At 59.5% G+C, this 25261-nt stretch carries 25 protein-coding genes; 9 read left to right on the top strand and 16 right to left on the bottom strand.

The features are described from left to right. Positions 1-55: 55 nt before the first annotated feature. Together N6L25_RS04310 and N6L25_RS04305 are read left to right on the top strand one after the other, a co-directional pair. The gene (locus N6L25_RS04310; RefSeq protein WP_271978232.1) at positions 56-979 is read left to right on the top strand and encodes a glucosaminidase domain-containing protein; all 924 of its coding nucleotides are present in this window, start codon (positions 56-58) and stop codon (positions 977-979) included. Between the two features lie 56 nt (positions 980-1035). Then, a complete protein-coding gene (locus N6L25_RS04305) occupies positions 1036-1971 on the top strand; it encodes an acyltransferase (RefSeq protein ID WP_271978230.1) in 936 nt (311 codons plus the stop codon). Positions 1972-2044: 73 nt separating this feature from the next. Here the strand turns inward: N6L25_RS04305 and N6L25_RS04300 are convergent, their stop codons facing one another. The 5 genes from N6L25_RS04300 to zapE form a co-directional block, all read right to left on the bottom strand. After that, entirely contained in the window at positions 2045-4747 is a 2703-nt protein-coding gene (locus tag N6L25_RS04300; RefSeq protein WP_271978314.1) for a LuxR C-terminal-related transcriptional regulator, read from the bottom strand. Between the two features lie 320 nt (positions 4748-5067). Then, positions 5068-6429: a DUF1329 domain-containing protein gene (locus N6L25_RS04295; RefSeq protein ID WP_271978228.1), complete on the bottom strand. Its 1362-nt coding sequence runs from the start codon at positions 6427-6429 to the stop codon at positions 5068-5070. A gap of 31 nt (positions 6430-6460) precedes the next feature. Beyond that, positions 6461-8368 carry a DUF1302 domain-containing protein gene (locus N6L25_RS04290; RefSeq protein WP_271978226.1) on the bottom strand — a complete coding sequence of 636 codons (1908 nt, stop codon included), beginning with the start codon at positions 8366-8368 and terminating at the stop codon, positions 6461-6463. A 770-nt stretch (positions 8369-9138) separates the two neighbouring features. Beyond that, positions 9139-10320 carry a thiolase family protein gene (locus tag N6L25_RS04285; protein ID WP_271978224.1) on the bottom strand — a complete coding sequence of 394 codons (1182 nt, stop codon included), beginning with the start codon at positions 10318-10320 and terminating at the stop codon, positions 9139-9141. Between the two features lie 94 nt (positions 10321-10414). Beyond that, on the bottom strand, positions 10415-11512 hold the full coding sequence (gene zapE, locus N6L25_RS04280; protein WP_271978222.1) for a cell division protein ZapE: 1098 nt from the start codon (positions 11510-11512) through the stop codon (positions 10415-10417). A 242-nt stretch (positions 11513-11754) separates the two neighbouring features. Between zapE and N6L25_RS04275 the strand changes: the two genes are divergently transcribed. Together N6L25_RS04275 and N6L25_RS04270 are read left to right on the top strand one after the other, a co-directional pair. After that, complete coding sequence (locus N6L25_RS04275) at positions 11755-12015, top strand: hypothetical protein (protein WP_271978220.1); 261 nt, start codon at positions 11755-11757, stop codon at positions 12013-12015. Next, positions 12012-12449 (top strand): YhcB family protein, encoded by a 438-nt coding sequence (locus N6L25_RS04270; RefSeq protein WP_271978218.1) that lies wholly within the window; start codon positions 12012-12014, stop codon positions 12447-12449. The genes N6L25_RS04275 and N6L25_RS04270 overlap by 4 nt, the downstream gene beginning before the upstream one ends. Positions 12450-12866: 417 nt before the next feature. Here the strand turns inward: N6L25_RS04270 and N6L25_RS04265 are convergent, their stop codons facing one another. From N6L25_RS04265 to N6L25_RS04215, 11 genes are all read right to left on the bottom strand, one after another. Beyond that, positions 12867-13610 carry a Nif3-like dinuclear metal center hexameric protein gene (locus N6L25_RS04265; protein WP_271978215.1) on the bottom strand — a complete coding sequence of 248 codons (744 nt, stop codon included), beginning with the start codon at positions 13608-13610 and terminating at the stop codon, positions 12867-12869. 3 nt (positions 13611-13613) lie between these two features. Next, positions 13614-14669, bottom strand: a complete 1056-nt coding sequence (hisC, locus tag N6L25_RS04260) for a histidinol-phosphate transaminase (protein WP_271978213.1) — start codon at positions 14667-14669, stop codon at positions 13614-13616. A gap of 4 nt (positions 14670-14673) precedes the next feature. Next, entirely contained in the window at positions 14674-15990 is a 1317-nt protein-coding gene (hisD, locus tag N6L25_RS04255) for a histidinol dehydrogenase (RefSeq protein ID WP_271978211.1), read from the bottom strand. A 36-nt stretch (positions 15991-16026) separates the two neighbouring features. Continuing rightward, the gene (gene hisG, locus N6L25_RS04250) at positions 16027-16680 is read right to left on the bottom strand and encodes an ATP phosphoribosyltransferase (RefSeq protein ID WP_271978209.1); all 654 of its coding nucleotides are present in this window, start codon (positions 16678-16680) and stop codon (positions 16027-16029) included. 20 nt (positions 16681-16700) lie between these two features. Next, positions 16701-17963, bottom strand: coding sequence for a UDP-N-acetylglucosamine 1-carboxyvinyltransferase (murA, locus tag N6L25_RS04245; protein ID WP_271978206.1), 1263 nt, complete (start codon positions 17961-17963; stop codon positions 16701-16703). Between the two features lie 30 nt (positions 17964-17993). Next, positions 17994-18236: a BolA family protein gene (locus N6L25_RS04240; RefSeq protein WP_271978204.1), complete on the bottom strand. Its 243-nt coding sequence runs from the start codon at positions 18234-18236 to the stop codon at positions 17994-17996. 116 nt (positions 18237-18352) lie between these two features. Then, positions 18353-18703, bottom strand: coding sequence for an STAS domain-containing protein (locus N6L25_RS04235; protein WP_271978202.1), 351 nt, complete (start codon positions 18701-18703; stop codon positions 18353-18355). Next, positions 18700-19353, bottom strand: coding sequence for an MlaC/ttg2D family ABC transporter substrate-binding protein (locus N6L25_RS04230; RefSeq protein ID WP_271978200.1), 654 nt, complete (start codon positions 19351-19353; stop codon positions 18700-18702). The genes N6L25_RS04235 and N6L25_RS04230 overlap by 4 nt, the downstream gene beginning before the upstream one ends. 31 nt (positions 19354-19384) lie before the next feature. Then, positions 19385-19834, bottom strand: a complete 450-nt coding sequence (gene mlaD / locus N6L25_RS04225; protein WP_271978198.1) for an outer membrane lipid asymmetry maintenance protein MlaD — start codon at positions 19832-19834, stop codon at positions 19385-19387. A 9-nt stretch (positions 19835-19843) separates the two neighbouring features. Continuing rightward, positions 19844-20626: a lipid asymmetry maintenance ABC transporter permease subunit MlaE gene (gene mlaE / locus N6L25_RS04220; RefSeq protein WP_271978196.1), complete on the bottom strand. Its 783-nt coding sequence runs from the start codon at positions 20624-20626 to the stop codon at positions 19844-19846. Beyond that, on the bottom strand, positions 20623-21435 hold the full coding sequence (locus N6L25_RS04215; RefSeq protein WP_271978194.1) for an ATP-binding cassette domain-containing protein: 813 nt from the start codon (positions 21433-21435) through the stop codon (positions 20623-20625). Before N6L25_RS04215 ends, mlaE begins: the two co-directional genes overlap by 4 nt. Positions 21436-21748: 313 nt before the next feature. Here N6L25_RS04215 and N6L25_RS04210 point away from each other — a divergent pair, with 313 nt between their 5' ends. Genes N6L25_RS04210 through lptB form a run of 5 tightly spaced genes read left to right on the top strand, consistent with a single transcriptional unit; the run spans position 21749 to position 25146 of the window. Continuing rightward, entirely contained in the window at positions 21749-22717 is a 969-nt protein-coding gene (locus N6L25_RS04210; protein ID WP_271978192.1) for a KpsF/GutQ family sugar-phosphate isomerase, read from the top strand. Beyond that, on the top strand, positions 22717-23286 hold the full coding sequence (locus tag N6L25_RS04205) for a KdsC family phosphatase (RefSeq protein ID WP_271978190.1): 570 nt from the start codon (positions 22717-22719) through the stop codon (positions 23284-23286). Before N6L25_RS04210 ends, N6L25_RS04205 begins: the two co-directional genes overlap by 1 nt. Continuing rightward, positions 23277-23879 carry an LPS export ABC transporter periplasmic protein LptC gene (gene lptC, locus N6L25_RS04200; protein ID WP_271978187.1) on the top strand — a complete coding sequence of 201 codons (603 nt, stop codon included), beginning with the start codon at positions 23277-23279 and terminating at the stop codon, positions 23877-23879. Before N6L25_RS04205 ends, lptC begins: the two co-directional genes overlap by 10 nt. After that, a complete protein-coding gene (gene lptA / locus N6L25_RS04195) occupies positions 23851-24408 on the top strand; it encodes a lipopolysaccharide transport periplasmic protein LptA (RefSeq protein WP_271978185.1) in 558 nt (185 codons plus the stop codon). The genes lptC and lptA overlap by 29 nt, the downstream gene beginning before the upstream one ends. A 12-nt stretch (positions 24409-24420) precedes the next feature. Then, positions 24421-25146 carry an LPS export ABC transporter ATP-binding protein gene (gene lptB, locus N6L25_RS04190; RefSeq protein ID WP_271978183.1) on the top strand — a complete coding sequence of 242 codons (726 nt, stop codon included), beginning with the start codon at positions 24421-24423 and terminating at the stop codon, positions 25144-25146. Positions 25147-25261: the final 115 nt, after the last annotated feature.

Here is a 25261-nt window from a genome sequence, read left to right as displayed (position 1 = left end):
GGTGACGCAACCTGTTATACTTTCGCGCATGTCGTTGTTGACGCGAGGTTGAGAATTGTTGGTTGTTCGCGCCCTGCTGTTGTTAGTACCGCTGATTGGCTTTGCCTTTTGGGGCAGCCTCTACACGCCGCCGCCCTACCAGGCTGAAGGCCCTGGCGCCCAGCCCACAGGTAAACTGCCGCCACTGCCCCGGTGGTCGCAAGCGCCGCTGCCCGAATTCTCCAGTTACCACGATACCATCGAGAAGAAGGCAGCTTTTTTCGCCTATCTATACCCCCGCATCGTCCTGGCCAACAGCCGAGTGCTGATCGCTCGACAGTACCTGCTGAAGCTGTCACAACAGGACACCCTCAGGCCTTCGGAACTGACGTGGCTGAAACAACAGGGAGACAGGCTGCGGGTGACTGCGCCAGCCGGCAGTGCCGAGAGCTTCGCCGCCCTCCGGTTACGACTGGATGCCATTCCGCCATCGCTGGTGATGGCCCAGGCTGCAAACGAATCCGCCTGGGGCACCTCACGCTTCGCTCGCGAAGGGAACAATCTGTTTGGTCAGTGGTGCTTTGCCACAGGCTGTGGCCTGGTGCCTCAGCGTCGCGGCGAAGACCAGAGCCATGAGGTGGCCAGGTTCGCCTCGCCCTATCATTCGATCAGCGCCTACATCCAGAACCTTAATCGGCATCGTTCCTATCGCCATCTCAGGCATATCCGCGCCCAGGCACGTCAGGCTGGACAGCGGCCCGATGGGCTGTCAATGGCCGCAGGGTTGTCTCAATACTCAGAGCGAGGGGATGCCTACGTGCAAGAAATCCAAGGTATGATTCGATTCAACAACCTGGGCTACTTTGACCAACAATTTGCGGTGCTGCTTACCCCCTCGTCAGAACACACCCTGAAACACATCGCGGTTGCCGACGAAGAACGCAGTCTGGTGCCCGATCGTGCCACATTAGTGCAATCCAGCCCGGAAAATGAGGGCTGACCGCGTTCATCCAGCCGGTGAACGCACCGAAAACCCCATTTGGAGAGACCCCAAGCATGTTGAATTTCTTGCCGGCGCCCCTGAAAGGTACGATAGCGGCAGTCCTGATCCTGTTGAACACCCTGGTTCTGTTACCGGTCCTGCTCGCCTTTGCGCTATTCAAGCTCATTCTGCCCATCGAAAGCGTGCGCAAGACCTGCACCGTTATTCTCAATTTTATCGCCTACGTGTGGATCGGCTTTAACAACATCGTTGGCGACGTGCTGCACAAGGTGCAGTGGGACATTCGTGGCCTGGAGGGGTTGCAGCGGGACCATTGGTACTTTGTTACCTGTAACCACCAGAGCTGGGCGGATATTCCTGCAATCCAGTATGCCCTCAACAGCCAGATTCCTTTACTCAAGTTTTTCCTGAAAAAAGAGCTGATCTGGGTGCCTCTGCTGGGTGTCGCCTGGTGGGCCCTCGATTTCCCGTTTATGCGCCGCTACACCCGGGATCAGGTCGCCAAGCGGCCCGAACTCAAGGGCAAGGACCTGGAAACCACCCGCCAGGCCTGCGAGAAATTCCGCTATACCCCGGTTACCGTGTTCAACTTCATGGAAGGCACCCGACTGACGCCTGCCAAACACCAGGCCCAGCAGTCGCCCTACCGTAACCTGCTCAAACCCAGGGCAGGCGGGACCGCCTTCGTCCTGGGCGCCATGGGTGAATCCCTGCACACCATGCTGGACGTCACCATTGTCTATCCAGACGGACGTGCCGGATTCTGGGATTTTCTCTGTGGCCGGATCACCCGGATCGTCATCGATATCCGTACATTGGAGATCCCCCGCCAGTTTCTGGGCATGGATTACCAGAACGATGGCGAGGTACAACAGGCGTTTCAGGCCTGGGTGGGTGAACTATGGCGCGATAAGGACGCCCTGATCGATCAGCTTAAGCAGCCTGCGGGCGAGACGGTGCCCGCAGGCCAGGTGCCAGAGGCCTCCTGAACGAGAGCACCGCAATGGCTCCTTGCGCCGGGGACAGATTTAAAATCTGCCCCCTTCCCCTTGGTTGCCCTCATCACAACAACCCCAACTCACGGGCACGCACGATCGCCTGGGTGCGGGATTTAACCCCCAACTTTGCGTTGATACGGCGGGCGTGGGTTTTGACCGTGTGCAGGGAGATGTGCAAGCGATCGGCAATCTCCTGGTTGGACAAGCCCATCGCGATTAACTCCAGGACGCCGAACTCACGGTCGCTGATGGGGTCCGGCAACGTCGACGCCTGAATCCCGGCCGCCGGTTCGACCGTCAGCCCAAAAAGCTCCCGTAGCGAGTCCCTGACCCGGGATCGACCGCTACCCGCCAACCCTTGGGCCACCAGCTCCCGGATCTCTCCCTTGAGCTCAATGAACGGACTGATGTAATGCTCCGGCTCGGCCAGCTCGACCACCTTTCTAACTGCCTCAAAGGCACGACTCTTCTCGCCCTGACGAAAGCTTGTCAACGCACCGAGAAGGGACAAATGAAGCTGATGGCCAAAATGGCGGCCCTGATCACTGCCACCGGACGGGCGATCCAGAAGGTCTCGAGCTTCATCAAGCCGATCAGCCGCCAGGGCGACCCGTACTTCCAGCGTATCCAACAACCCGGGCATCATGGGAAAAAGTTCCAGAACCCGGAACTGCTCACGATAGGGAGACAGCCTCGTCATCGACTGGGCGGCACTGTCCCATTGCCCGGTCGCAAGCCAGCAGCTAATCTTTAAAGCCTCCAGTACCGGAACGAACACGGCGTCGTCCACCTGCCAGGCATGCATGGTACGCTCCGCCACTCCGATCCAGGCGAATGCTTCGTCCAGCCGGTCCTGGGCCTTCGAAATCAACACCCGCACCGCCAAGGCCAGCAGCAGTGCCAAATCGCGGGTTTGATCGGCCTGGCGGATAATCCGGGTCAGCAATCGATCGGCTTCGGCAATCCGGCCCTGATGCCACATCACCAACGCCAGATTGATCATTAAGCGTCCCTCTCCAACCCGGGGCGGACGTACCGGTTCGCTAACCGCCGTGTCCAGCCCGGTGCGCAAGAGCCGTTCAGCATGCTTCAGGGCGCCTTTGGCCAGCTCAATCCTGGCATGGGCATAAACCGTGAGCATTTCCGATCCGGCATCCCCGGCCTCCCTTGCCAGCCTGGCGGCCGATCGATTGGCCGATCGCGCCTCGGCAAACCGGCCCAGGGCGCATAACGCGCCCGACTTGACCAATAAGGTGACCAAGCGGCCGTGGCAGGACAACTCCGCCGAGTCCAGGGCGGCATCGGCCTCTGGCAGCGCGGCCTCTATGTTACCCTCGCCGCTGAGCAGGAACGCCCTAAGGGCGCTGATCCTACCACTCAACTCCTCCTGCTCCTTTGAGCAGAGCCCTTCAAGCAAGCCACGAGCCTCCCGGAATTGCCCGCCGATGGCGTGTACCCAACTGTACACAACCCGCAGCCGGGGGCTGCTCTGGATCAGCCCCAGCGGTAACGATCTGCGCAAGGTAAGCAATGATGCCGTGTCCTGACTGATCAACAGGTCCTCAGACCCCGAGGACGCCACTGCGAGGGCGCGGTCGCTGTCGTCGCACATCAAGGCATAGCGAAGCGCCTCTGTGAACTGCCCTTGGCGACTGAACCAATCACAAGCCAGGGTGGCTCGGGCGGCTCTGCCCGGCGAAGGCTCCGCCAGCAACCATTCCCTCACCAGCGGCAGGACGCGGAACCAACGCCCCCGATTCGGTACGCCTCGCACGGGCATACCAGCCGCCGCCGCCCGCGAGGGCGAATAGTCCAGAGCGCAGTGCGGGTCAGCAATCGCTTGGAACAGCTCGTCGGAGACTGCATCCATTTCAGACATCACCATCAAGGAGCGACGCTGAGCCTGGGTCAACTGCCCTGACACCGCACCGTTCAAAAATGCAACGACGTTACGCGCCTCCTGAATCGGCAGTCGGGATTCGCCGTGCGCCTGAACCTCCAATCGATACAACGCCAGTGGCGTTAGCCACCCCTCGGTCAAGCTATAGACGTGTTCAACCGCTACCTGGGTCACAAGGTCCCGGTCCATCAACGGCTGAAAAAAGGCCAGGGTCTCCTCCCTCGACAACTCCAACTGATCGCTGCTCAACCGGGTGAACCGGCCTTGGATCTCATAGGCGTGGGTTTCGAACGGTAGGGACTGACGGGAGGTCAACGCTAGGGACAGGGACGGCGGCAGGTGCGCCAGCAGACGCCGAATCAGCGCGATAGCCGCCGAGCTGCTGAGTACATCCAACCCATCGAGCACCAGCACCCTTGGCTCTGCGCCAGCGGCACCACGGGCATATTGAACCAGAAGTAGATCGAGGGCATCCGCCAATTGCGAGGAATCCGACGTGATCGCCGGCGGGCCTGATTCCGTGTCGCAGTGCAAGGCGATGCTCAGCAACGACAACAATCGGGAGGGCTCATTGTCCTGATGATTGAGAGTTACCCAGCTAACGGCATCGGCAGCGTGTTCAGCCGCACTCAACGCCGCCGCCAACTCGCAAGACTTGCCGTAGCCAGCGGGCGCTTCGAGATGAAGGATGCACCCAGGGCGCAAGGCACTGCGCATCCGCGTCAGCAAGGCTTCGCGTCGAAAATGCTCGGTTACCGGTCTGGGCGTTTTGACCCGATTCCGGAGCAAATCCATGACGAGCCGTCCGGGCTTACATTCGCCGGCCTCGGCCAGGCCCTCATCATTGGCCGCCGCATGACTGTCCATCGCTTTCACAAGCTACCCCGTCGTAAACACCAACAGCCGAATCACCCCAAAGTGTGTACGGATTGGTGCCAGAATGTTGATCAGGAGGATGACCTCTGAGTGGCGACCTGCTTTGGATACGCCTTTAGTATGATTGCGGTCACGATTAAACCAGAAAAACCGGAAACTGCAAAATCTTTGACAGATTCTTATGTTTTAGAGTGACGAGAAATGAACAGCCCTGGGCGGGAGCCACCGCATAAGCCCTGCATACCAAGCCGCTGCCATCACAAAAAAAAGCAGGCCCGGAGGCCTGCTTTTTTGTTTGCCGCGTGATTGACTTACCGGGTACCTGCCCTGCGCAGCGCAGCCGGCGTGTATTCACGGGAAGCCCGCTCGACACCGAAGGTGTACGGATCAGACTCTTCGTTGGTCAACCCCAGCGCCAAATAGCGTCCAGACAGCAGATCGTACAGCACTTCGATCGCGTACCAGGGAACTTCCTGGTCATAGAAGTACATGTTGTGCGCTTCGGCGACACGCCATAGCTCTCCGCGACCATCGTAGTGATCAATGACCGAGGCCTGCCAGCTGTCCTCATCGATAAAGAAGTCCCGCTGGGCATAGATATGGCGTTCACCGCTCTTAAGCGTCGCCCGAACGTGCCAGACGCGGTGCAGTTCGTAGCGAGTAAGCTCCTGATTAATATGACCTGCCTTGATGATTTCATCATAGCTCAGATCACGGTCCACCAGCCGATAGGAATTGTATGGAATGTACATTTCCTTCTTGCCTACCAGCTCCCAGTTGTAGCGGTCCGGCGCGCCGTTGTACATATCGAAGTTGTCAGACGTCCGCATGCCATCGGAAGCGGTACCCGGACCGTCGTAGGCCACCTGGGGAGCCCGGCGCACGCGGCGTTGCCCGGCATTGTAGACCCAGGCACGACGGGGTTCCTCAATCTGGTCGATGGTTTCATGCACCAGCAGCACGTTACCCGCCAGGCGGGCCGGAGCGGTAATGGCCTGCTTGAAGTAGAACAGTACGTTAGCATCTTCATCGGGATTGAAGTCTGTCAGGAAGGCACGCCAGGTCAGCTCATCCTGGAACTTCACCACGCTGTAGGCGCCGTTTTCCTGCGGCGTTACCTGACCAACGTTACGCTGGACCGAGCCACCCCGATAACGGGTGATGTGGTTCCAGATCACCTCGAGTCCATTCTGGGGAATTGGGAACGGGGTTGCGTTCTGGTAGTTCGCCAGACCGTTGCCCCCCTGCACCAATTCGACCTTGGTGGCGTTTTCGATGGTTTCCTGCTCGATGTCATCTGGGTAGCCGGACGTCCGATGGGTCGGGTACACCGGAATGACGTAATCGCTGTACTTGTTGATCATCGCAACCTGTCCCGGGGACAGCTTGTCGGCGTGGTCGCCGACGTTGCTTTGATCGATAGTGAACAACGGCTGTTCGTTGGCGAACGGATTCACGTAGATGCCATCGCCCTTATAGGCGGCGGGAACTTGGCTCAGACCTCCGTCCCAGGCAGGAATATCCCCGCCGTTACCCGCCTTCTCGGCCCCGATGGGGGTCAAGGTGTCGCCCAGCTTGGCGGCATCGGCCGCTGATACTGCTGCCTGCGCATTAGCCGCAACCAGCGAAGCTGCCAGCACACCGGTTGCCAAAACGTTCTTTGTCAATCTCATGGAAGTTACCTCGTTAACGAATTCAGGCCGATCAAAACGCGTACGACACACTCGCGCTCACAAAATCACGGTCGGTTCTCTCGTTATACGGTTTGCCGCCGAAAAAGTTTGTGTAACCAATTGTCCCTGTGTACTGGTTTTGGTAGGTCCCGGTCAGCGACAGGCCAATGGCCTTGCTGCCTTCGTTAAAGTTACCGCCCGGCTGGGGCGCATAACCTTTGACATCATGACTCCAGGCCAACTGCGGGCTGAGGTTGATGCCGGCAAACGCGTTGGAGTAATCCCAAACCAGACGCGCCCGGTAACCCCAGGAGAAGGCCGTGGTAAAGCCTTCGTTGTTGCAGTAGTTGGTATTGATGTTGGCACCAAGGGCACAGACATCGGCGCCGCCCAGGGTATCCAGCTCGATTTCACCAACCCCGAAGGTTCCGGAGCGGCCGTAGCGGGCCTCATCGGTATCCGGCAGGTCATGCACATAGGTGGCGCCGGCTTCGGTGATCAGCGCCAGGCGGCTTGCACCCATCACCTGATCGAAGAACTTGATCAGCGTGAACTGGGCCTGGGAAACCTTGAAACGGTCAAATCCGTCAACGGCCTTACCGGCAAGGTTGGCGCCACCAGACTCGGCCAGGCGCTGGCGTTCCAGCAGACTCAGCGGGGTCTGGGAGCCATCAGCCGCGGTACGGGCCTGTGAACCACCCAGGAGCAGCTCAAACGCGTTCCACTGCAGCGGCAGGTTATCGCGGAAGCTGTACTCCGCGCCCAACGACCAGCCACCCGGTGTGGTGGTGTTGACACTGATGCCATAGAGGTTGATATTCTCCGGGTACTCGACAAAGTAGCTCGGGAAAGCCGCGCTCGGCAATGTCGCGTCATTGGTCTGAGTGCCCGCAGGCGAGCTGGGATTGTTCACCAGACCGCTGACGTAAGGCAGCCGGCTGTTGTACTTGATGTAGTAGAAACCAAACTCGGAATCGTTCAGCTCCGGCACGTACCAGCGCAACGCCACCCCGAACTGGTCTTTCTCATCCGGCTCGCGATCCCCCAGACGCGGGGCTACCAGACCATTGGCCAGGGCCAGGGAGTCGGGCAACTGGCCGGCCAGAAGCACCGGGCCACAGCCATCGGCGGCGAAATCGTTGGTGGAGAAGAAGGTGCCGCAATCATCCGGACGAACCGGCTCCCAGTCGGTCTGGACGAAGGTCTCAAGGGTGATGTTCTCGGTCACCCCGGCCGACATGTAAAACATTTCCACCGGCAGCAAGGCTTCTTTCAGCTCGGAGCCGGGGGCGCGGAACGCCTGAACATCGATCGGGTTGATGGTGTTGATACCACCCTGGATGAAGGTACTTTCACCCCAGCTCACCACCTGCTTACCGTAGCGAACACTCAGCGGTACGTTACCCAGGTACCAGTCAGTGAACACATAGGCATCGAGGAATTCCGCGCCGGAGGCGTTGTCCTTGGCGTCATCATTGAGCTCACGACGCTGGCCCACGTCGTCCTCCGCGCGCATCTCGTCTTTCAGTTCGAAATCGTACCAGTAACGACCGCGAACGAAGCCCCCGACGCGAGTAAGCACATCGCTGTCTACGTCATAGTTCAGGAACAGCTCGGTTGTGCCCTTGACGATCTTGGAGACGGTATCGCCCTTGTCGAAATTAAGGTTGCCGTCGTCATAATTGTTGGTGGAGGCGCCGATATTTTGCTGGGCACCGCCCGGGGCAAACTCGGGCCCCAGGTTACCTTGGGCAATCAACCGCTTGTCACGGTCTTCGGTACGCCAGGTGGCACCCGCGGAGAGGGTGGTGTCTAGAGAGGCTTCCACGTCCCCAATATAGAATGAAAAAGCTGACGCCTGACCCGACATGCCAGCTGCAACAGCCACGGCCAAAGGTAGTTTGGCCCAAGTCTGTCTTTGATGAGTTTTTCTTGTCATTGGAAGGCTACTCCATTGTTGTTCTGAGTCGCGACTTTATTTTTTAGTGCTCTATTTTTGGTGCTCTCGAATTCTTGGTGACCACGAGAATAGAGGCTTCACGCACAGCGCTCGTGATGTTCGCACTATAGCTAACGTAGACTGGCCCTTTGATCAGTCAAAAGTATGATTTTCCGCTGGTTCCCTAGCTCAGAGACACTATAGACAACAATCCGCAAGGCAACCAGCGGGGGAAATGGGATGAAGGCCGGCGGACGGCCCATCAAAAAGTTCGTTGCCAATTGGTGTGACCTCAACCGGTGGTAAAGCTTTCCCGCTGACACTGGGTCCTCCGTAGGATGCTGGTGAGGCGCATCCGAACCGCATCATTCTAACCGCCGGTATAGGTTGGGTATTGATGCGGTTCGCTTTGCTCACCGGCATCCTACTGGGCTGCCGAGCCTCATGGTCAACGCCGGATTACCGGTCAAGGTGCAATGAACAAAAAAAGGGTGTAACGGCATCACCCGCTACACCCTTTCTTTCACGTCCGGTCTCTGACTTACTTCCGGATACTCCGTAGGATGCTGGTGAGGCGCATCCGAACCGCATCATTCTAACCGCCGGTATAGGTTGGGTATTGATGCGGTTCGCTTTGCTCACCGGCATCCTACTGGGCTGCCGAGCCTCATGGTCAACGCCGGATTATCGGTTAAGGTGCAATGAACAAAAAAAGGGTGTAACGGCATCAGCCGCTACACCCTTTTTTGTTTCGACAGTCTTGCGCCGACTTACAGCAGCTCAATGGCCATGGCCGTGGCTTCACCACCGCCGATGCAAAGCGAGGCGACGCCCTTCTTCTTACCGTAGCGCTGCAGCGCATACATCAGTGTCACCAGCAGACGGGAGCCGGTGGAACCTACCGGATGGCCCTGGGCACAGGCGCCACCGTGGACGTTGACCTTTTCAGGATCCAGGCCCAACTCACGAATCGGCATCATCGCAACCATCGCGAAGGCCTCGTTGATCTCGAACAGATCCACCTCGTCCTTGGTCCAGCCGGTCTTCTCAAACAACTTATTGATCGCGCCAACTGGCGCACAGGTGAACTCGGAAGGATGCTGGGAATGGGTGCTGTGGCCAACAATACGAGCCAGTGGCTTGAGGCCACGGCGCTCGGCTTCGGCTTCGCTCATCAGAACCAGCGCGGAGGCGCCATCGGAAATGGAAGATGCATTGGCTGCTGTCACCGTGCCGTCCTTGCTGAACGCGGGACGCAGCGTTGGGATCTTCTCCAGGTTGGCGGTCAGCGGTTGTTCGTCGTCCACCACCACGGTCTCGCCTTTACGGGTCTTGACGGTCACCGGCGTGATCTCGTCCTTCAGCAGGCCTTCGGTGATGGCGAGCTGGGCGCGCTTGAGGGAGTTGATGGCGTAATTGTCCATCTCCTCACGGGTATAACCTTTCTTGTCGGCCATGTCCTGGGCGAAGGAGCCCATGAGGCGGCCAGTCTCGGCGTCTTCGAGACCGTCGAGGAACATATGATCCTGCGCGGTATCCCCAGCTCCCATGCGGTAACCCTTACGGGCGTTCAGCAGCAGGTAGGGCGCGTTGGACATGCTCTCGAAACCACCGGCCACCATGATGTCGTTGGTGCCCGCCTTGATCAGATCGTGGGCCAGCATGGTGGCCTTCATGCCGGAGCCGCACAGCTTGTTGATAGTGGTGGCGCCGGTGCTGTCCGGAAGCCCGGCCTTACGCATGACCTGACGCGCCGGCCCTTGCTTGAGCCCGGCCGGCAGTACGTTACCCAGAATAATTTCCTGAACGTCCGCCGCTTCGATGTTGGCGCGACGAACCGCTTCGGCAACGCTGACCGCACCCAGCTCAATGGCGGAGACAGCGCTCAGACTACCCTGAAAACCACCCATCGGCGTACGAACGCCGCTGACAATGACTACGTTATTACTCATGGTTTAATGGACCTCTTCGGTGAATGAACCGCCCGGCCTGCCATCAACCGGCGGTATTGTCTGTCGAATGTTTTTATTATCAGGAAACCGCGCCCTAAGGCTTATGGGGGGCCTCCAAGTATTCGTGGGACTGCATTTCCAGCAGCCGGGACTCCGTCCGTTCGAATTCGAAACTGAGCCGCCCGCCGGCATACAGCTCGGTAATCGGTGCTGCCGCCGACATGATGACCTTGACGTTGCGATCGTAAAACTCGTCAATCATGTTGATAAAGCGGCGGGCCTGGTCGTCCTTCTCTGCACCCAGCACCGGCACATTGCTGATGATGATGGCGTGAAACTCCCTGGCCAGTTCGATGTAATCGTTCTGACTGCGGGGCCCGTCACACAGTTCCTTGAAGTCAAACCAGACCACGTCATCGGCGTGGCGGAGCGCCCGCAGCTTGCGCCCGTTCACTTCCAGATCAAGGGTATGACTCGCCGCCTCCAGGGCCAGACCATCGTAACTGCGGCCCAGACTGGTATCGGCGTCATCATCCAGCGGGCAATGATAAAGCTCCGCCTGCTCCAGGGTACGCAGGCGATAATCCACACCACCATCCACATTGACCACTTCGGTATGCTTCTTCACCAGCTCAATGGCGGGCAGGAACCGGGCGCGCTGCAAGCCGTCCTTATACAGGCCATCGGGAACGATGTTGGAGGTACACACCAGTGTTACCCCGCGGCTGAACAGCCCCTCCATCAAGGTGGCGAGAATCATTGCATCACCGATGTCGGAGACAAAAAACTCGTCAAAGCAGATAACACAGGCTTCGGCCGCAAAACGCCTGGACACAATGTCCAGAGGGTTCTTCTCGCCCTTGAGACTTTTCAGCTCATGGTGCACCCGCTGCATGAAACGATGGAAATGCACCCGCATCTTGCGTTCGAACGGCAGCGCCTCGTAGAAGGTGTCCATCAGATAGGTTTTACCACGCCCTACACCACCCCAAAAGTACAGCCCCTTGACCGGTTCCTGGCGCCCTTTCTTGAGCTTGCGACGTAGTCGCGACAGGGTTTTTTCGCGCTCGCTTTCGGCCAGCACCAGTCTGTCATAGAGAGACTGCAGGCGCCGCACCGCGTCTTCCTGCGCCGGGTCTTTGTGAAAATCAGGACGTTTCAGGTCGTGCTGATAGCGTTCCCAAGGTGTCATCTAGGAATTCCCGAAGTTGGTGACTCGTACTGTTTTGCTCTGGGCTCTGGCCGACGTTGGCACAGGGCATTCGTCAAAGGCTTGACGGCGGCATCCTTTGCTCTGATGATTGTTGAGAGATCACTGCTGGCGAATGTTCTGACGGGGCAACCCGCCGGTGTGCTCAGGCGGCAGTGTCCGGCGGTCTTGCGAGTCGTCGCGTGAGCCGGTCAACAAACCCGCGGATAGCGCCATGATATTGGATGGCCGCGCGTATGGGCCGGGTATTGTCGCTGATTTCGACCAATTTCGCTACGGTACCCCAAGCCATGACTCTGGCAATACGACGATTGGCGCAGCGCGTGGTCATGGGCGACAACACAATCGGACGTTATACTCAGTCACAGGCGTTGGATTCAGTGAGCCTCCATAACAACAAATTAGGTCTGGTGAATCCAGACAATCCATCGGCGTTGGTATTCATGACAGTTGGTTTTCATGACAAAGGACTTTGCAGCATATGACTAACCTGATTCTGGCAGCCGTTGCCGCACTCGTCGCTGGCGTTGTCATCGGCGTACTCATCGGGCGCTCGGGGCAAGGCTCCACCCTGCGGCAGCGCAGAGCCGAGCAGCAGATCGACGAGCTGCGTAGCGAATACACCCGCTACCAAGCCCAAGTCAACGAACACTTCATGGAGTCGGCTCATCTGTTGCGTCGCTTCAACGATACCTACCGGGACGTAAACCAACACATGGCCCGCGGCGCCAACCGGCTGTGTAACGATGAAGACTGGCTGGAAGAACTCGACCGCGAAGCCACCAGGGCTCGCCTGGAAGACGTCCGTGACGATGGCGTGGAGCCGCCAAGGGACTATGCACCGAAGAGCGATCCCAAGGAAAAAGGGACACTGTCCGAAGACTTTGGCCTGTCAGCCAAGTCACAGGAAAAGGCCTGACTGAGCGAACAATGATGCGGTTCACTTTGTTCACCGGCATCCTACGTCCCAGCATCCTGAACCAGAGTGTCGGGCACTGTCAGCAAAGCCAAAAGCACATACAGTAAACGTAGGATGCTGGTGAGGCCTGCCGAACCGCATCGCCCTTGCCTACTGCAACCCGCGTTTGATGCGGTTCACTTCGTTCACCGGCATCCTACGGCTTGGCATGCCTCGCCAGAGTGTCGAGCAATGTCAGCAAAGCTAAAAGCGCATACAGTAATCGTAGGATGCTGGTGAGGCCTGCCGAACCGCATCATCGCCCTTGCCTGCTGCAACTTGCGTTTGATGCGGTTCACTTTGTTCACCGGCATCCTACGTCGACTGCCTATGACACGCTTGTGGCTCGCGCAACTCAGCAAGCCCTATTTCACTGCATCACACCGGGTTATCGCAATCGATAAAACGGTGTTCGATATGGAACGCCTTGGCCAAGGCCTCACCCAACGCCTGCACGCCATAGCGCTCGGTGGCATGGTGGCCGGCGGCAAAGTAGTGGATGCCACATTCCCGAGCCACATGGGTAGTGGGCTCGGAAACTTCACCACTGACAAAGGCATCCAGCCCGGCGTCCAAGGCCTTACCGATGTAGCCCTGAGCCGCGCCGGTGCACCAGCCGATGTGTGAAATTCGTTCCGGTCCGTTGCCGATATGCAGCGGGGGCCGACTGAGCCGTACCGATAGATGCTCGGCGAACTCGTCGGCGGTCATGGGCTTCGGTAACTGGCCATGCCAGACCAGGCCATCCAACGGCGCCGGATTTTGGACCCCCAGCACCTGAGCCAGCTGTCGATTGTTGCCGTAGTCGGGATGGTCATCCAACGGCAAATGGTAGGCGACCAGATTGATGTCGTGCTCAAGCAGCGCCTTCAACCGGGCGTGCTTCATGCCCCGAACGGTCGGATCTTCTCCTTTCCAGAAATAACCATGGTGCACCAGCACCATCTGGGCGCCCTGTTCAATCGCCGCATCGATCAAGGCCTGGGAGGCGGTGACCCCACTGACGATTCGGGTTATTTCGGTGGCACCTTCGACCTGAAGTCCATTGGGGCAGTAGTCCTGGAAGTTATCAGGGACCAACCAGCGATCCAGGGCTTGCAACAACTCATCGCGGGAGGCCATGACTCACACCACCTCTCGTAATGCCGCCAGCAAGGCGTCGTTCTGCCCGGCGGTACCAATGGTAATACGCAGGAATTCACTGATCCGCGGCTTGTTGAAGTGACGCACGATCACCTTGCGTTCCCTCAAGGCCTGGGCCAGATCGGCACCGGCGTGAGTACCATGGCGGGCAAATACGAAATTGGCGGCCGATGGCAGAACCTCAAAACCCAGTTCGGACATGGCCTGGCTGACCCGTTCCCGCTCCGCAATCACCGCGGCACAGGTTTCCCGGAAATAGACCTCATCGGCAAACGCGGCAACGGCACCGGCCTGGGCGACCCGGTCCAACGGATAGGAATTAAAACTGTTCTTCACCCGCTGCAGGGCTTCGATCAGCTCCGGGTGCCCCACCGCAAAGCCCACCCGCATACCGGCCAGCGACCGGGATTTGGACAGTGTCTGGGTCACCAGCAGGTTTGGGTATTGCTCGACCAGGGCGATGGCAGTATCGCCGCCAAAGTCCACATAAGCCTCATCGACCACCACCACCCGATCTGGATTGGCAGCAGCAATCGCTTCCACCTGCTCCAACGGCAGATAACGGCCCGTGGGCGCATTGGGGTTGGGGAAGATAATGCCACCATTGGGCGCAAGGTAATCCGCCGGATCAATCTCGAAGCTGTCGGTCAGCGGGACAGTGCGGTATTCAATGCCATACAACCCGCAGTAAACCGGGTAGAAGCTGTAACTGATGTCCGGGAACAACACCGGCTCACCGTGCTGGAACAGGCCGTAAAAGATGTGTGCCAGCACCTCGTCAGAACCGTTGCCGACGAAGACCTGGTCGGTCTCCACCCGATAATAGTCGGCAATGGCGGCCTTCAATTGCTCCGACTCAGGGTCCGGATACAACTTCAGACTGTCGCCGATGGCCGCCTGCATTGCCGCCACTGCCTTGGGCGAAGGCGGGAAAGGATTTTCGTTGGTGTTGAGCTTGACCAGGTTATCGACCTTGGGCTGTTCACCCGGCACATAGGGCACCAGGCTTTCCACCAGCGGACTCCAAAATTTGCTCATGGCGCTATTCCTCGCCCTGCCTGATCCGGTACTCGGCGGATCGGGCGTGGGCAATGAGTCCTTCGCCCCGGGCCAGGATCGACGCGACCTTGCCCATCTCGCTGGCGCCATCGGCCGAGAAGCCGATGATGGAGGAACGCTTCTGGAAATCGTAAACCCCAAGCGGCGAGGAGAATCGGGCCGTGCCAGACGTGGGCAACACATGGTTGGGACCCGCGCAATAGTCACCCAGTGCCTCGGCGGTGTAACGGCCCATGAAAATGGCGCCGGCATGGCGAATCTCCGCCAGCAATGCCTGGGGGTCTGCCACCGACAGCTCCAGGTGTTCCGGCGCGATCCGGTTACTGACCCGGGCAGCCTCGGCCAGGTCCGCGACCTCGATCAACGCCGCCCGACTGTTCAAGGAGGTGGCGATGATGGCGGCTCGCTCCATGGTGGGCAGGAGCCGGCGAATGCTCGCCTCAACCCGGTCGAGATAGGCCGCATCCGGGCAGATCAGAATGGATTGCGCTTGCTCGTCATGCTCGGCCTGTGAGAACAGATCCATGGCGATCCAGTCGGGATCGGTCTTACCGTCACAAATCACCAGAATCTCAGACGGACCGGCGATCATGTCAATACCAACGGTGCCGAAGACTTCGCGCTTGGCGGTGGCGACATAGATGTTGCCAGGCCCCACGATCTTGTCGACCTGGGGCACCGTCTCAGTGCCGTAAGCCAGCGCCGCCACCGCTTGGGCGCCGCCGATGGTGAACACACGATCAACGCCGGCAATGGCCGCGGCCGCCAGCACCATCTCGTTCACCACACCCGCCGGGGTCGGCACCACCATGATCACTTCGCTGACCCCCGCCACTTTGGCTGGAATCGCGTTCATCAACACCGAAGAGGGATAAGCGGCCTTGCCACCCGGTACGTAGAGACCGGCCCGATCCAGCGGGGTAACCTTTTGACCGAGCACCGTGCCGTCGGCTTCCTGATACTGCCAGGAATCCTGTTTCTGCCGCTGATGATAGTCACGCACCCGCTCCGCCGCCTGCTCCAAGGCCTCTCGCTGCTCCGAGGGGATAGTCTGCAACGCCTGCTGCAGACGGTCCGCGGAGATCTCCAACGCTGACAGCGACGCCGCCTCGAGCTGATCAAATTGGGCGGTAAACTCCAGTACGGCAGCATCGCCACGGGTTCGAACCTGCTGCAGGATATGACGAACCGACTCATTGACCTGATGATCGACACTGTCGTCCCAGGCCAGGAGCTGGGCAAGCGCGGTGTCAAAATCCGCCTGACGGGCTGACAATCGGGTAATGGCGATTTCGGTCATAGTATCGTCCTGCTGACAGGAGTGAATGGTTGGGCGTTAGGCCGTTTCAGATTCGTTGCGCCGCGCCACGGCGATGCCCATCTTCTCGATGATGGGGAGGATCTTGCGATGCTTGATCTTCATGGAGGCGCGATTGGCCACCAGCCGGGTACTGATGTAGTCAATCAGCTCCCGCGGCTCCAGGCCGTTGGCTTTCAGGGTATTGCCGGTGTCCACGATATCGACGATTTCATCCGCCAGTCCCAGGATCGGCGCCAGCTCCATCGCTCCGTAGAGCTTAATGATGTCGGCCTGACGGCCCTGAGCCGCGTAGTAGCGTCGTGCCAGGTTGACGAACTTGGTCGCCACCCGCAGCCGCCCCTGCGGTGGCGTTTGTCCCTTGGGTCCGGCGGTCATCAGCCGACAGCGGGAGATGTTCAGGTCGAGGGGCTCATAGAGCCCATCTCCGCCGTGCTCCATGAGCACGTCTTTGCCGGTTACGCCCAGATCGGCACCGCCGTACTGGACATAGGTCGGCACATCGGTGGCGCGAATAATCAGCACCCGCACCTCGGGATCGGTGGTGGGAAACACCAGCTTGCGTGATTTATCGATATCGTCGATCAGCTCAATCCCCGCCTCCTTCAGCAGCGGCAGGGTTTCCTTGAGGATGCGCCCCTTCGACAACGCAATCGTGATGGTATCAGTCATGAGCCTTTCCGGTTTGTTGGTCACGCCGGCAGCCGGCGGATACTGCCACCCAGCAACTGCAACTTCTCTTCGATGCACTCGTAGCCGCGATCGATGTGGTAGATGCGATCAACCACGGTATCGCCATCGGCCACCAGGCCAGCAATGACCAGGCTGGCCGAGGCCCGAAGATCGGTCGCCATCACCGGGGCGCCGGTGAGATGATCCACGCCCTTGATGATGGCCGCATTGCCTTCCAGAGTCACATCCGCGCCCATGCGGATCAATTCCTGCAGGTGCATGAAGCGGTTTTCGAACACCGTCTCCACAATGGTGCCGGTGCCCTCGGCCACGGTATTCATGGCCGCGAACTGAGCCTGCATATCGGTCGGGAACGCCGGATAGGGCGCCGTGCGCAGGCTGACCGCGCGCGGGCGATTGCCTTTCATGTCCAGCTCAATCCAGTTGTCGCCGGTGCTGATATGGGCGCCGGCTTCCTCCAGCTTCAACAGCACCGCGTCGAGCAGATCTTCGCGGGTATCCTTGAGCTTGACCCGGCCACCGGTGGCCGCCGCGGCGACCAGGTAGGTGCCGGTTTCCACCCGGTCCGGAAGCACGTCGTAGTGACAGCCGTGCAAACGCTCCACGCCGTTGATCTCGATGGTGGCTGTGCCGTGGCCCTTGATGTCCGCGCCCATGGCAATCAGACACTCGGCAAGATCCACCACTTCCGGCTCACGGGCAGCGTTTTCCAGGATGGTCTTACCGTCGGCCAGGGCCGCCGCCATCATCAGATTCTCGGTGCCGGTCACGGTCACCGTATCCAGGAAAATATGCGCACCCTTCAACCGGCCATTGGATTTGGCCTTGATGTAGCCGTTTTCCACCTTCACATCGGCACCCATCTGTTGCAGGCCGTGAATGTGCAGGTTGACCGGCCGACTGCCAATGGCGCAGCCACCAGGCAGCGAGACTTCCGCTTCGCCAAAGTGGGCGACCAGCGGGCCCAACACCAGGATCGAGGCCCGCATGGTCTTGACCAGCTCATAGGGCGCATGAAATTGCTTGATGGTGTTGGCATGCACCTCAACACTCATCTTTTCATCGATCATCAGCTCGACACCCATGCGACCGAGCAGTTCGATCATGGTGGTGATGTCGTTCAGGTGCGGCAGGTTGCCCACAGTAACTGGCTCATCGGCCAGAAGAGTCGCGGCCAGAATCGGCAACGCGGAATTCTTGGCGCCGGAAATACGAATTTCACCATCGAGCGGCTTGCGGCCACGAATCAGAAGTTTGTCCACAGTTGTTTTCCCTGTCAGTACGGGCCAGCCTCAGCCCTGGCGCGCAGCCCATTGGGCCGGAGTGAATGCTTTGATGGTCAAGGCGTGAATGGTGCCTTCGGCGAGCTGTTGGTTCAGGGCACCATAGATGAGCTGCTGCTTCTTGACTGGAGACAGACCTTCAAACCGATCCCCCACGGCAATGACCAGGTAGTGATTACCTTCGCTCTGCACTTCGATTTCACAGTCCGGCAGTGCGTTTTTCACCAGCTCGGCTACTTCGTGGGCTTCCATAACAACAGTCCTCGGGGTGTTTATAATTCAGGAGCGGAATTGTAACCAATATTGCAGTGCGGGTCAGCCTTGGCAAAGACTGATTCCTCGAGAGCAGCTATGTCAGCAGCTGGGACTCAGGCAAGGTCGCCAGCCTGCCCTGTGCCAAACAGCGCCTGCCTAACCCCACCCAATGCGGCCAGTGCAACCAGCTGCTCGCTGGCGTGAGTAAACGACAGCGATCGCCGGCACTGAGCGGCAGAGCGGGACCAACAAAGCAGCAGGGACAGCGCGGCACTGTGGGCCCCCATCGCATCGGACAGATCAATTTCCAAGGTTCCACTGCCGGTGGCGATCACACGCTCGCCCTCTTCGCGCAGGGCCAAAACCGTATCTACCCCCAACCAGCCGACAACCTGGATGCAGCCGTCCCGAACCAGCAGTCGAGGCCGGGCGGTCGCATCGCCAGTGACCGAGCGCCCACTCACGATTCGCCAGCCTCTCCCTCGAGACTGATCTCTTTCACCGCATCGCCCCAGCCATCAATGACCGCCTGGATATCGCCGCGATTGGCTTCCATCTCCTGACTGAATCGATCGCGGAAGGCCAGCCCAATGTTCACGCCTTCAACAATGACATTCTCCATCATCCAGTCCTGACCTTCCTTAAGGTACATGGAGTAGGTCACCGGATACCGGTTGCCGGACGCGGAAATCACCTCCATTTGCACGGCAGCGCGGGCGTCGTTGCCGGCACTGACTACGGCATCCTTGACCTCGATGGAAAACTGCTCGGTCTCCACCAGCGCCTGGGCGTAGCTGTCGAACAGGCTGCGCTTGAACTTCGCCACAAACTCGTCGCGCTGATCGGGGGTAGCCTGACGGGCATAGCGCCCCATCACCCGAGCGGCAATCCGACGGAAGTCCACGAAATCGATCAGCGCTTCATTCATGCTGCGGTAGAACGCCTCGGGGTCAGTCGTATAGAGACCGCGATCCTCGTTCAGCTTCTGCACCAGGTGCTGGGTATTCTCGTCAACGTATTGGCGCAATGCCTCATTGGCACTGGCCGGTGCCGTCAGCGCAACCGCCAGCATGACCATGGTTACAAACGAGACCCACTTCCTGAAATTCACCATATCCTTTCCCCTTTTTGAAACCCGAAACCCACTAACGCCCGGAGGCAAAGTTACTGATCATACGCTCGAGGTTCAGCGCCGATTGCGTGGAATAGAACGCATCACCGTTTTGCATGGCGGTTTCGTCCGCACCCACCGAGATATCAATGTACTGCTCTCCCAGCAGCCCTGATGTACGTATTATCGCCGAGCTATCGGTGGGAATGTTGTTGACGCTGGCATCGATATCCATGACCACCTGGGCCTGAAAGGATTCCTGATCCAAGGTAATGGTTTGAATCCGGCCTATGGTGACACCCGCCATGGAGACCCGGCCTCGCACCGCCAGCCCACCGGCATCATTAAACCGCGCATACACAGTATAGGTATCGGAGGCCGCACCCGGGGTGAGACCACTGACTTGCAGCGCCAGAAACACCAGCGCGGCAAATCCCGCCACCATAAACACGCCCACAATGAATTCCGTTGTTCTTTGCGCCATGACGCTCCCTCAAAAACTGCCGAACATAACCGCGGTCAGCACAAAGTCCAGGCCGAGCACGGCCAGCGAAGAATAAACCACGGTCTTGGTGGTCGCCGAACTGATCCCGGCGGACGTCGGCACACAGTCATACCCCTGGAACACCGCAATCCAGGTACAGAAAAAACCGAACACAATGCTCTTGATCACGCCATTCAGCACATCGTCCACGAAACTGACCGACGCCTGCATGTTGCCCCAGAACGAGCCCTCAAACACCCCCAGCCATTCCACACCCACCAGCATACCGCCCCAGATGCCCACGGTGGAGAATATAACCGCCAGCAAAGGCATGGCGATGAACCCCGCCCACAGTCGCGGCGCGATGACCCGGCGCAACGGGTCCACCCCCATCATCTCCAGACTGGACAGCTGCTCGGTCGCTTTCATCAGGCCAATTTCCGCCGTCAGCGCCGATCCCGCCCGGCCGGCGAACAGCAGCGCCGCCACCACCGGACCCAGCTCACGCACCAGGGTCAGGGCGATCATCTGGCCCACGGCATCCTCGCTGCCATAGTCGCTGAGGATGGTATAGCCCTGCAGCCCGAGCACCATGCCAATGAACAGCCCCGACACAATGACGATGGCCAGCGACAGCACACCGACCACATAAAGCTGGCGAATCAACAGCGGCAATCCCTCGGACGGCCGCGGCAATCCCCATAACGCCCCGAACAGAAAAACCCCGGAGCGACCCAGGGCCCTCAGAACTTCGATACCCTGCCGACCCAGCCGGCGAATGCGATGGATCACGCGCCCTCTCCTGTCGCGAACCAGTCCTGCCCGGGGTCGGGCGCCGGATAGTGAAATGGCACAGGACCGTCCGGCTGGCCCTGCAAAAACTGCTGAACCCGTTCGGAGGGGTGATTGCGCAACTGCTCCGGCGTGCCCTGACCAATCACATGACCATCCGCGATGATGCAGGCAAAGTGACAGATGCTGAGCGATTCGGGAACGTCGTGGGACACCAGTACGCTGGTCAAGCCCATGGTGCGATTGAGGTCCCGGATCAACTTCACCAGCACCCCCATGGCGATGGGGTCCTGACCCGCGAAGGGCTCGTCGTACATGATCAGCTCGGGGTCGAGCGCGATGCTCCGCGCCAGGGCCACCCGCCGGGTCATGCCTCCCGACAACTCGGCCGGCATCAGGTCGCGGGCACCCCGCAACCCCACCGCTTGCAGCTTCATCAACACGATATCGTGAATCATGTCTTCGGGCAGGGAGGTATGAACCCGCAACGGAAACGCCACGTTTTCGTACACGCTGAGATCGGTAAACAAGGCGCCGCTCTGGAACAGCATGCCCATTTTCTCACGCAGCCGGTACAACGCCTTGCGGCCCAAGGCCGGCACCTGTTGACCGGCCACCGAAATGCGGCCACTGTCTGGCCGCAACTGCCCGCCGATCAAACGCAGCAGCGTGGTCTTACCGGTTCCACTCGGCCCCATGATGGCGGTAATGCGCCCCCGCGGAATGGACAGGGATACGCCATCAAAAATTCGCCGCCCATTGCGGGAAAAAACGACATTCTCAAGATCTATATAAGAGGCAGAATCCATGAATCTGTTCTGTGATGGCATTTGATCGCGTCCCGGCCGGGCAGCATCACCCGCAACGGACTTCCATTTGGAGCAGTACAGTATTCGAACTCTGCACCAAGCTCAATCAATGACCCCGATTTTATCCAAACCGTAACGGAGCCAACATACCGAGTGCGCCGTGGAAACGCCCAACCGGACGTTTCGCCAGACTGCCGGGACTCGCCACTGCGGCGATTGGGCAGTTATTCTGAGGCTCTACAGGAAAGTGATATACTCCGCCTCTACTAATCTTTATCCGAATGCGGCTGCAACCAGGGAGCCAACCGTACAAATGAGCAAACAGTACAAAGACTCCGCCCTCCAGGCGATATCCATTGAACGGGATGCCATCGACGCCCTCACCCAGCGTATCGACGAGCAGTTTGTTCACGCCTGCGAGGTGATCATGGCTTGCAAGGGGCGAGTGGTGGTCACCGGCATGGGCAAGTCCGGCCACATCGGCAAGAAGATCGCCGCAACATTGGCCAGCACCGGCACCCCCTCCTTCTATGTTCACCCCGGCGAAGCGAGTCACGGCGATCTCGGCATGATTACCGGCCAGGACGTGGTGTTGGCGATTTCCAATTCGGGCAGCACCAGCGAAGTGCTCACCATTCTGCCGCTGATCAAGCGCATGGGCGCCCCGCTGATCTCCATGACCGGCAACGCCCAGTCGGTACTCGCGCGGGAGGCGGAAGCAAACCTGGACGTCAGCGTGACCAAGGAAGCCTGCCCCCTTGGCCTGGCGCCAACATCCAGCACGACCGCCACACTGGTTATGGGCGACGCTCTGGCAGTCGCCCTGCTCGAGCACCGCGGCTTCAGCGCCGAGGACTTCGCCTTCTCGCACCCGGGCGGCAGCCTCGGGCGCCGCTTGCTGCTTCGGGTCTCGGACATCATGCACGCCGGGGAACGAATTCCAAAGGTAGCCGAAGATACCCCGCTCAGCGGTGCGCTGCTTGAGATTTCCCTCAAGGGCCTGGGCATGACAACGGTCGTTGACGACAGCGGCAACCTCACCGGAATTTTCACCGACGGCGACCTGCGCCGAACCCTGGACCGGCCCATCGACATACACAGCACCCCCATCTGTGACGTCATGACCCGCAACGGCAAGACCATCCACGAAGACCAGCTGGCCGCCGAGGCGCTCAACATTATGGAAGAGCTGAAGATCAACGCCCTGCCGGTGATTGATCGCGATGGCCGCCTGACCGGCGCCATCAATATGCACGACCTGCTGCGGGCGGGGGTAATCTGATGACGACCACGCAAACGCCCAGCTGGCCCGAAGAGATCCTGGCTCAGGCCGCAGCCATCAAGCTGCTGGCGCTGGATGTGGACGGTGTAATGACCGACGGCAGACTGCAGTTCAGCGCCAAGGGCGATGAGCTGAAAGCGTTCAACATCCTCGACGGCCTCGGCATCAAGCTTCTGATGACCGCCGGCGTGGAAGTGGCCGTCATCACCGGCCGCTCGTCGCCACTGACCGAGAAACGCATGAACGATCTCGGCATCCGCCACCTGATGCAAGGCCGAGAGGACAAGCGGGTCGCCCTGCTGGAACTCTCCACCAGGCTGGCCATCGAAGCCGACGCCATTGCCTATATGGGGGACGACCTGCCCGACCTGTCGGCCATCCAGCACGCGGGACTGGGCCTGACCGTTCCCAACGGCCACTGGTTTGTTCGCCAGCATGCGGATTATTGCACCCACACCCCAGGCGGCAGCGGCGCGGTCCGGGAAGTCTGCGACCTGATCCTGCACGCGCAGGGACAACTGCAATCCGCGCTCACCAGTTTCTGCCTGGAGCCCGCTGAATGCCCCTGACCGACGCACTGACCCGCCCCTGGGTGCGTACCCTGGCACTGCTGATCAGTGTGGCGGTTCTGGTTCTGCTGCTGTGGCAATCGGACGAGCGGATGCCCGCCCCGGATGCCGAATCCCTGCGGGGACCCTCGGAGCCGGACGGCTTTGTCATCAATGGCCACTACCGCGCCTTTGATGAACAGGGCAACCTCGCCACCATGATCAGCAGCCCACGGATTGAACAGTTCGATCATAACGGCACGGCCATCATGGCCGAACCCAATGCCACCCTGATCCACCAGAAAACCGGGGCATCCTGGAACCTCACGGCCAATCGCGGCACGTTCCGCGAAAACAGCGACCTGATTCAACTCGATGGCGACGTCCTGGTGACCCGCCCCATCAGAGCCGACCGCGAGGGTACGCTGGAGACCGACAGCCTTACTCTGGACAACAGAAAACGCACCGTTCACACCGACGACCTGGTGGTGATGACCGATGGCCGCAGCGTTACCCGCGCCACCGGCATGACCGCCTGGATCGACGATCGCATCGTGGAATTCAAATCACAGGTAGAAGGACACTATGAACCTGAGCACCGCCCTGCCCGATAAGCGCTCAAACCCAGCCATGCTGGCGCTGACCGCCACGCTGATGTTCCTGGCGCCCCCGGCGCTTGGGTTCGACCTGAATTCGGACGCCCCCATCACAGTGAATGCCGACACCGCCCGCCTGGACGACGCTCAGGGCATTGCCACCTACACCGGTGACGTGGTGGTAACCCAACTCAACACCCAGCTGACCGCAGACCGGGTGGTGTTGTACCGAGGCGAAACCGGGCTGCAACGAATTGAAGCCACCGGCCAGCCCGCGCGTTACTTCCAGCCATCGGCCACCCTGGGCGAAGCGACGGACGCGAGCGCCCGGATCATCACCTATTCGGCATCGGATCAGCGCCTGACCCTGGAACGGGAGGCCATCATCGAGCAAGGCGGCAACCTGTTCCGTGGCGAGCGCATTTACTATGATACCGAAAACCGCGTGGTCACCGCCGAGGGCGCGGCACGCGGCAGCGACGGCCAAGGCCGGGTGGAAATGGTGATCCATCCGCGAAATCGCCCTCTTTCAGAACCTCGGAACTAGGCAAGGCATCCCATGGCAGTTCTCAGAGCCAGCAACCTGGCGAAAAGCTATAAGCACAAGAAAGTCGTTCTGGACGTGTCACTGGAAATTCGCAGCGGCGAGATCGTTGGCCTGCTCGGGCCCAATGGCGCGGGCAAAACCACCTGCTTCTACATGATCGTCGGACTGGTGCCCGCCGACCACGGGCGCATTGCCATTGACGAGCAAGACATCACCCCGCTGCCCATGCATGGTCGCGCTCGCAAGGGCATCGGCTACCTGCCTCAGGAGGCTTCGGTGTTTCGCAAACTCACGGTTCGCGACAACATCATGGCGATCCTGGAAACCCGCAAGGGCCTCAAGCGCGCCGAGCGGGAAAGGAAACTGCAGGAACTGCTCGAAGAATTCCACATTACCCACATTCGCGACAGCCTGGGCATGGCGCTTTCCGGCGGCGAACGTCGACGGGTCGAAATCGCCCGCGCCCTGGCCATGGAGCCGGCATTCATCCTGCTGGACGAGCCTTTTGCCGGGGTGGATCCAATTTCAGTCAGCGACATCAAGCAGATCATCCGCCACCTTCGCGACAAAGGCATCGGCGTGCTGATCACCGATCACAATGTTCGCGAAACACTGGATATCTGCGAGAATGCCTATATCGTCAGTGGCGGCCACATCATCGCGTCGGGCCATGCCGAGGACATTCTGGCCAACCAGCAAGTCAAAGAAGTGTATCTGGGTAATGAATTCAGACTGTAATCCCATTGATTTTTACCATGGGCTTGCGGAGGATTGTCATACAGCAGTCAGATTGTGTTGCTAGCCACAAGCAAGTACACTCGGCAGAGAACTTGCTTGTCGCAGCAAGTAACCA

The organism is Marinobacter sp. SS21 (genome assembly GCF_028369065.1).
GTDB lineage: Bacteria > Pseudomonadota > Gammaproteobacteria > Pseudomonadales > Oleiphilaceae > Marinobacter.
Note: the sequence above shows the minus strand (reverse complement) of the source record. Positions and strands in the feature narration are given on the sequence as shown.